This is a genomic window from Arsenophonus sp. ENCA, assembly GCF_002287155.1.
Classification (GTDB): domain Bacteria; phylum Pseudomonadota; class Gammaproteobacteria; order Enterobacterales; family Enterobacteriaceae; genus Arsenophonus; species Arsenophonus nilaparvatae.
The window spans coordinates 1-5,769 of sequence record NZ_NHNG01000181.1 but is presented as its reverse complement, the minus strand read 5'-3'; the positions used below and the strand labels follow the sequence as shown (position 1 = coordinate 5,769).

At 47.1% G+C, this 5,769-nt stretch carries 10 protein-coding genes; 7 read left to right on the top strand and 3 right to left on the bottom strand.

What is annotated here, in order from left to right; translation table 11 throughout:
* Positions 1-316 precede the first annotated feature (316 nt).
* The 6 genes from traB to CBG25_RS04675 are packed head-to-tail and all read left to right on the top strand — an operon-like array spanning position 317 to position 2,905.
* The gene (gene traB / locus CBG25_RS04700) at positions 317-1,402 is read left to right on the top strand and encodes an F-type conjugal transfer pilus assembly protein TraB (protein WP_366212701.1); all 1,086 of its coding nucleotides are present in this window, start codon (positions 317-319) and stop codon (positions 1,400-1,402) included.
* Positions 1,399-1,776 (top strand): hypothetical protein, encoded by a 378-nt coding sequence (locus CBG25_RS04695; RefSeq protein WP_290604925.1) that lies wholly within the window; start codon positions 1,399-1,401, stop codon positions 1,774-1,776. Before traB ends, CBG25_RS04695 begins: the two co-directional genes overlap by 4 nt.
* Before the next feature lie 19 nt (positions 1,777-1,795).
* Entirely contained in the window at positions 1,796-2,020 is a 225-nt protein-coding gene (locus CBG25_RS04690) for a hypothetical protein (protein WP_290604923.1), read from the top strand.
* Positions 2,017-2,265: a hypothetical protein gene (locus CBG25_RS04685; protein WP_290604921.1), complete on the top strand. Its 249-nt coding sequence runs from the start codon at positions 2,017-2,019 to the stop codon at positions 2,263-2,265. The genes CBG25_RS04690 and CBG25_RS04685 overlap by 4 nt, the downstream gene beginning before the upstream one ends.
* Positions 2,262-2,732 (top strand): type IV conjugative transfer system lipoprotein TraV, encoded by a 471-nt coding sequence (traV, locus tag CBG25_RS04680; protein ID WP_290604919.1) that lies wholly within the window; start codon positions 2,262-2,264, stop codon positions 2,730-2,732. Before CBG25_RS04685 ends, traV begins: the two co-directional genes overlap by 4 nt.
* A gap of 23 nt (positions 2,733-2,755) precedes the next feature.
* Positions 2,756-2,905: a hypothetical protein gene (locus tag CBG25_RS04675; protein WP_290604917.1), complete on the top strand. Its 150-nt coding sequence runs from the start codon at positions 2,756-2,758 to the stop codon at positions 2,903-2,905.
* A gap of 148 nt (positions 2,906-3,053) precedes the next feature.
* Here the strand turns inward: CBG25_RS04675 and pilV are convergent, their stop codons facing one another.
* From pilV to CBG25_RS04660, 3 genes are read right to left on the bottom strand one after another with little or no spacing between them, the layout of a single operon-like run.
* Positions 3,054-4,106: a shufflon system plasmid conjugative transfer pilus tip adhesin PilV gene (gene pilV, locus CBG25_RS04670; protein ID WP_290604915.1), complete on the bottom strand. Its 1,053-nt coding sequence runs from the start codon at positions 4,104-4,106 to the stop codon at positions 3,054-3,056.
* On the bottom strand, positions 4,082-4,747 hold the full coding sequence (locus CBG25_RS04665) for an A24 family peptidase (protein WP_290604914.1): 666 nt from the start codon (positions 4,745-4,747) through the stop codon (positions 4,082-4,084). The genes pilV and CBG25_RS04665 overlap by 25 nt, the downstream gene beginning before the upstream one ends.
* The gene (locus CBG25_RS04660) at positions 4,744-5,214 is read right to left on the bottom strand and encodes a lytic transglycosylase domain-containing protein (protein ID WP_290604927.1); all 471 of its coding nucleotides are present in this window, start codon (positions 5,212-5,214) and stop codon (positions 4,744-4,746) included. The genes CBG25_RS04665 and CBG25_RS04660 overlap by 4 nt, the downstream gene beginning before the upstream one ends.
* A gap of 179 nt (positions 5,215-5,393) precedes the next feature.
* On the opposite strand from CBG25_RS04660, the gene CBG25_RS04655 reads away from it, so the two are divergent.
* Positions 5,394-5,769 (top strand): hypothetical protein (locus CBG25_RS04655; protein ID WP_290603693.1); only part of this gene is annotated, 376 nt, incomplete at its 3' end.

The window sequence follows — 5,769 nt, the reverse complement described above, 5'->3', positions numbered from 1 at the left end:
AGTTGCCTGCCATCTTTACCTTTTTTTTCACGATTTTCTTGGCGGCATTTTAACACTTCAGCGCTCTGTTCCAATTGCTGAATGCGTTTTTCTATCCGCACTGTGACTGGCGCTGCTGAGAGAACCCCACGAGTTTCGCACCAATAAAAAAACGCTCTATTTTTAAGTTTAATTCAGCATGATATATAAATAGTCAAAACCTTATAAATCAAATACAACTTATTGTAATTTAAGAAAATTTATGTTTTTTAGTAACTTGCAGATTAATCATTGCTTTTAAGCCATTTTTAGAATTTTATATGCCTGTGCGAAACTCGTGGAAGATAAACAGCGACTGGCAGAACTCAGTAAAGAAAATAGCCAGTTAACCTTGCAGATAAGCACGATGGGACAAAAAGGGGAGGCGAATAATGCCAATCTTCCCGCCATCTCGCCTGCACCAGAAGGTGAGCCAGCCCCAGGGCGATTTCCGCCTGCGAGTCCAAATGGACAAGTGTTGCCGCCATCTGCCTTTTATTCTGGTGTGGGAAATCCACCACCCCCACAAATTCAGACCCAGGCGATACCGTTACCTGGGGAGTTAATGCGCCAAACGTTTACGTCACCCACAACGCAACAATCGAAACGTTATCCCTATATTCCGTCGGGCAGCTTCGTTAAATCGATGTTGATTGAGGGGGCGGATGCCAATGCCTCGGTAACAGGTAATCAGGCGACCGTGCCGATGCAGGTCAGATTAACGGGCAAGGTTGAGATGCCTAACAGTAAAACCTATGACCTGACAGGTTGCTTTGTCAGCATGGAAGCCTACGGCGATGTTTCCAGTGAACGGGCGATTGTCCGTACCCGCAAAATCAGTTGTATCAAAGGAGACGATGTGATTGACCTGCCGATTGAAGGACATGTCAATTTTCGCGGTAAAAATGGCGTGAAAGGCGAGGTCGTGATGCGAAACGGTAAAATTCTGGGTTGGGCATGGGGCGCTGGATTTATTGATGGGTTAGGTCAGGGTGCAGGTCGTGCCGCGCAACCCACTGTTGGTCTTGGGGCAACCGCCAGTTTAGGTATTGATGATATCGCCAAGTCAGCCATTGGCGGTGGGGCAAGTAAAGCAGCGCAGACCCTCAGTAACTATTACATCAAACGGGCAGAGCAATATCATCCGATTATTCCGATTGGCGCAGGCAATGAAGTGACGGTCGTTTTTCAGGAAGGATTTCAGTTAAAAACCATTGAAGAAATGCAAGCGGAAGCAGGCAACCGAGAAAGAACGGATAAACGGACTGCGCCCACAAGCAGTAACTTAAACGGATTTAATACTGACAACATGCTTAGCCAGCTTGGGGAATTCGATCCACGGCAGTTTATTAATCAACACCAGGAAAAAGGCGTCTCACCATGAAATCAAACACAGTGACCCTTCAACATAAAAATAACCCTATTCCTACCTTAGTCGCGGTTAATCATCACGAAGCGAAAACCACCCGGGGAAAAATAGGAGCAGTCAACCGCTTAAGGAAGCGCGTAATACGACTAATTCGTCGAAGCGTGGTTTATTTGCCAATTATCTTTTTTTGGCTAACGGTTTTCATGGTTACAACGGGGCAGCTATCGGTGACGTATCCCATCGAGCCGGAGGCGATAAATTTATCGTTGGATAAGTTGGGGGAAATTTCTCGGCCTATCTTCCGTTATGCCTGTGCGTTGACCGCCATTATCTGCCTGCTTCAAGAAGCGGTGGCGGGGTTTCGTCAACCATCGCCAGGTCGGGATTAATCATAGGGGAGTGAATACCATGTCAATATTCGGCATACCGATTACGTCAAGTGCGGAAAGGCAAAAAATAAAAGCGTTAGCTTGGGAAGATTGGAAAAACTGCAATCCATCATTAGTGGCTTTTTCGGTTTTTAAAATGATTAAGTGGTGGATAGCCTTCAATCTGCTCTTATTTGCATCATTCGGTTTCTTGTTAATTTTTGCGATAAGAAAAAGGCTAATCGAAAGGAGGAAAGCGCAATGAAAAAATTCGCGCGAACAACGTCTGTTATCGATAAAAATTGCTTGCAAAACCTGCCGAGGTTTAAGATTTCCGCCAACAATCATCGCTTTGGTATCGGGAAAAGCGCCCAAATCAGCAAATTATTAAAAGAATCTGAAAAACGTGGGGATAGGGTCATTGTTTTTTCGCCGACTCCACAAGCTATCGGGTTAACCGAAGTTTCGCCATTATCGCTTATTTTTATTGATGATAAGGAGGTGGAATGAAACACGTCCATCCCCTCACAATCGTCTTAGGCATTTCATTGCTCTCCGGCTGTGCGGGGACGCAAAGTGATTTTCAATGCAATGCGACCACCAGTGATAGCTGCATGACGATGGAGCAGGCCAATGACAAAGCCAAAGGATATGCGGAAAGTCACCCGATAAAGTCGGCTGCCCTCAGTCTGCCTACCCTGGCTGAGGGTGATTTTCGCGCCCAGGCTGCCCTCAAAAATACGGCCTCGGCTTTACCTAAGCCCCGATGGTTAACGCCGACGGCGCCGTCCGCCACGCGCTTAACCCTGACAGCGGTAAAACCTGCGGTGTCGGCCTCAACGCCTTTACGCACCATTGACCAAACTGCCCGTTTATGGATAGCGCCGTATATCGACAACCAGGATGTTTATCATCACGCTGGATGGGTGGAATTTGTGGTTACGGCTTCCCATTGGGGAACCTCTCGTGTTGATTAAACGGATAAGGAAAAATAAACCCGATGCGCGATAAAATTACCCATACCGTCAACAGCCTGTTAAATGCCCTGGCGTTACCCGATGAAACCACCGAGGCGAATCAGGTGTTACGCGATTTACATTTTCCGCAATTTAGCCGGATTTTACCGTATCCACGAGTTTCGCACCAATAAAAAAACGCTCTATTTTTAAGTTTAATTCAGCATGATATATAAATAGTCAAAACCTTATAAATCAAATACAACTTATTGTAATTTAAGAAAATTTATGTTTTTTAGTAACTTGCAGATTAATCATTGCTTTTAAGCCATTTTTAGAATTTTATATGCCTGTGCGAAACTCGTGATCGAGTGCACGAACAAAACGCCCGCGAAAATCAGGCAGTTTTAATGAGGGATACAGCAAGGAAAGGTCGGGATATTGGCGTTTATTAAAAGATTGCCCGTTTAACTCAAGCCAGTCCGGGGGTAAAACTGAACTCCCCCACATAACAATGGTTCCGATAGGGACGCCTGAACTCCTCGCCCATTTTCCCTTGACACAGGAAACGGATTCTCCGGTCTCTATCCGGGAGACGGTTCCATCGGGATAACAGGTAGCACCGGCGATAACCTGTGAACTGGGATAAAAATAGTGTGCATTAATCACATTCGCGCGGGTTATGTCGTTATCGCCCATATCGATATGGGTGTGCATTCGGTTAAGTTCTGGCTTATGTTTTACCTGAAAGCGGTACAGTCGGTCGCTTTCCTGCAACACACTGCCGAGGATTTCCGACGATAACGCAATGGCAATATGCCCGTGGCGGCAGTCAAGTCCAAAATCCCTTGGCTGGCTTGTCCAGCCGCCATAAGCGCCGGTAGCGATATTTTTCTCATCGACATAACCGCCCATCCCGTTAATCAGGGCAGCAATCCGGCGCATCCCTTTCTCGGACAAGGTATCCCCCTGTACGCTACAGGTGAGCGCCTGTAATGCTGGCTGGCCTTTGGCACTGTTTTTGACGATGCCGGTCACATACTGCTGACCAAAACCATTTTTCTCCGCGAAGCCCCGTTGTAAATATCCCATATTTATCAGCAAGGAAGGGATAATACGTTTGGGGAGCGGCTGGTTGAGTAGCTCATCACGATGGTCAGCAATATATTGCTTTGCAGCCTCATTAAACTGGCTGACATGACGGGCAGCGACTTTCCATTCCTGCTCATCCAGATAGTCACTGTATTTTTCTGCACCAAACAATGCCGCCATTGCCACAATGACCAACGCCCCCATGATTTCCAACGAGACAAATCCGCGATGGATTTCTGGCTTTTTTTTCTTGATTATTTTTTTCAAGATGTTACCTCCTAAAGATAACTTCCCATCAGCCAAAGGTGGTCAATTGCCGCTACCCCACACAAAAACGGCGCAAACGGTGCTGAACGATAATTGACGTTTTCTTGCCACTGCATCGGCTGGCATAATCTTCTTGCCAGCAAAAAAAGCCCCCCTGAAACGGCGGCAGCACTGATAACCCAGAAAACAGTAGGGAAGGCAAACCACATACCCAATCCCGCCATCAGGTACACATCACCCAAACCACACTGCGCGCCGCCATCACGCCGGTAAGCGAGGGTGCGTAGTGCCCAAAGCACACCAAAGAGACTTAACGCGGTGAGCAGGGCGGGTAGCGCCGTCTCTGGGTACAAAAGAAAATGCCAGACGGCTCCGGTCAACCCAAACGCCAGCGTAAAACAGCGCGGTAAACACCGGCTGGCTGCATCCAGATAGATAAACAGAGACAAAAAAGCGAGGAAAACCAGCGCCAACAGCCCCTGTAGCGCCGAGGTCGAAAATATGGCCGACAGAAAGGATAATCCGGTAAAAATCACTCGAGTGACTATCACACTCCTACCGATGACTGACAGCGGGCGCTCTTGATGGACATCGAGAAAATACCTTGCGACCCCAACCACGCTGCTTTGCACGATGACGGCGCACAACCCCAGCAGCACGAGACTCAACGCGCTCACGGTTTCCTCCTGTCGCCGCTTACCACAGGCCAGTAGTGCGCATAAATCTGTTGGGCATAGCGTAAGCGTTTCTGTTCATTGCGCGGATGAAAGCCCGCGTTATATGACCCCAGACAGGCCCAGTTGACGCCGCACTCACGCAGATGTTGCGCCAGTATCCACGCGCCGATCTTAACGTTAAGGCAGGGCTGATTGAGTAAATCCTTAGGGTTGCGAATGACCCCCATCTTTTGGAGTTTGGGAATATGCGTTGAATTGATCTGCATCAACCCATAATCGGTGCTCAACACCCGACCCTGTTTATCCCGATTAATATTGACCGCTCTCGCAGAGAGGCTGCTTTCCTGCTGGGCGATGGCTTTAAGCAGTTTCGGGTCAATCTGGTATATCGCCCCCGCTTCATTAAAACAAAATGCCTGTGCTGCCGTGGTCATGCTCATGGCAAGCCAAAAGGGGATAATTTTCATGTTAGCGCTCCTTAAATGCAGAAAAAGCAACACCCGCCTTTCCTGCATCGAAAGGATTTAAAAATTAAAAAAGAAGTGGAGAATTAATTATTAGATTTGAAAATGAGGGTATTCACGCCGACTGAACCGTTATCCGGTTTACATTGTGCCCCGGCTTTTTGAGGCTGTCGCAAAAGCTCATGTTATCGATTAAAATTTGCTTTATTCGTTTTAAACGCAGATCTTTTATGACCGTATTTACTCGCAAACTGGAATCGCCTTCTCACACCAAACGTAAGTTTGTCAAAGCGCAAAATCTACCTATCTTGGAGGGTTCTGTTTCCCTTTGCGATTATCTCAAGCAAATTGGTGAACGTAGGGCATTTATTGTCACAGAGATTTTGGATGAACAAGACTGGGTACCTTTCGAACGCTGTTATTCTTCAACAGGTAGAGCGCCGTATTCTCCTCGTTCAATGATGGGAATTTTGCTTTATGGGATCATGAAAGGGCATAGTTCGCTCAGAGCACTTGAAAATCTGGCGCGTTTAGATTTGGGATGTATTTTTGTCAGCC

Coding starts and splice junctions, on each gene's coding strand:
- CBG25_RS04695 (WP_290604925.1), top strand. CDS start 1,399: ATGAAATCAAACACAGTGACCCTTCAACATAAAAATAACCCTATTCCT.
- CBG25_RS04690 (WP_290604923.1), top strand. CDS start 1,796: ATGTCAATATTCGGCATACCGATTACGTCAAGTGCGGAAAGGCAAAAA.
- CBG25_RS04685 (WP_290604921.1), top strand. CDS start 2,017: ATGAAAAAATTCGCGCGAACAACGTCTGTTATCGATAAAAATTGCTTG.
- traV (WP_290604919.1), top strand. CDS start 2,262: ATGAAACACGTCCATCCCCTCACAATCGTCTTAGGCATTTCATTGCTC.
- CBG25_RS04675 (WP_290604917.1), top strand. CDS start 2,756: ATGCGCGATAAAATTACCCATACCGTCAACAGCCTGTTAAATGCCCTG.
- CBG25_RS04660 (WP_290604927.1), bottom strand. CDS start 5,214: ATGAAAATTATCCCCTTTTGGCTTGCCATGAGCATGACCACGGCAGCA.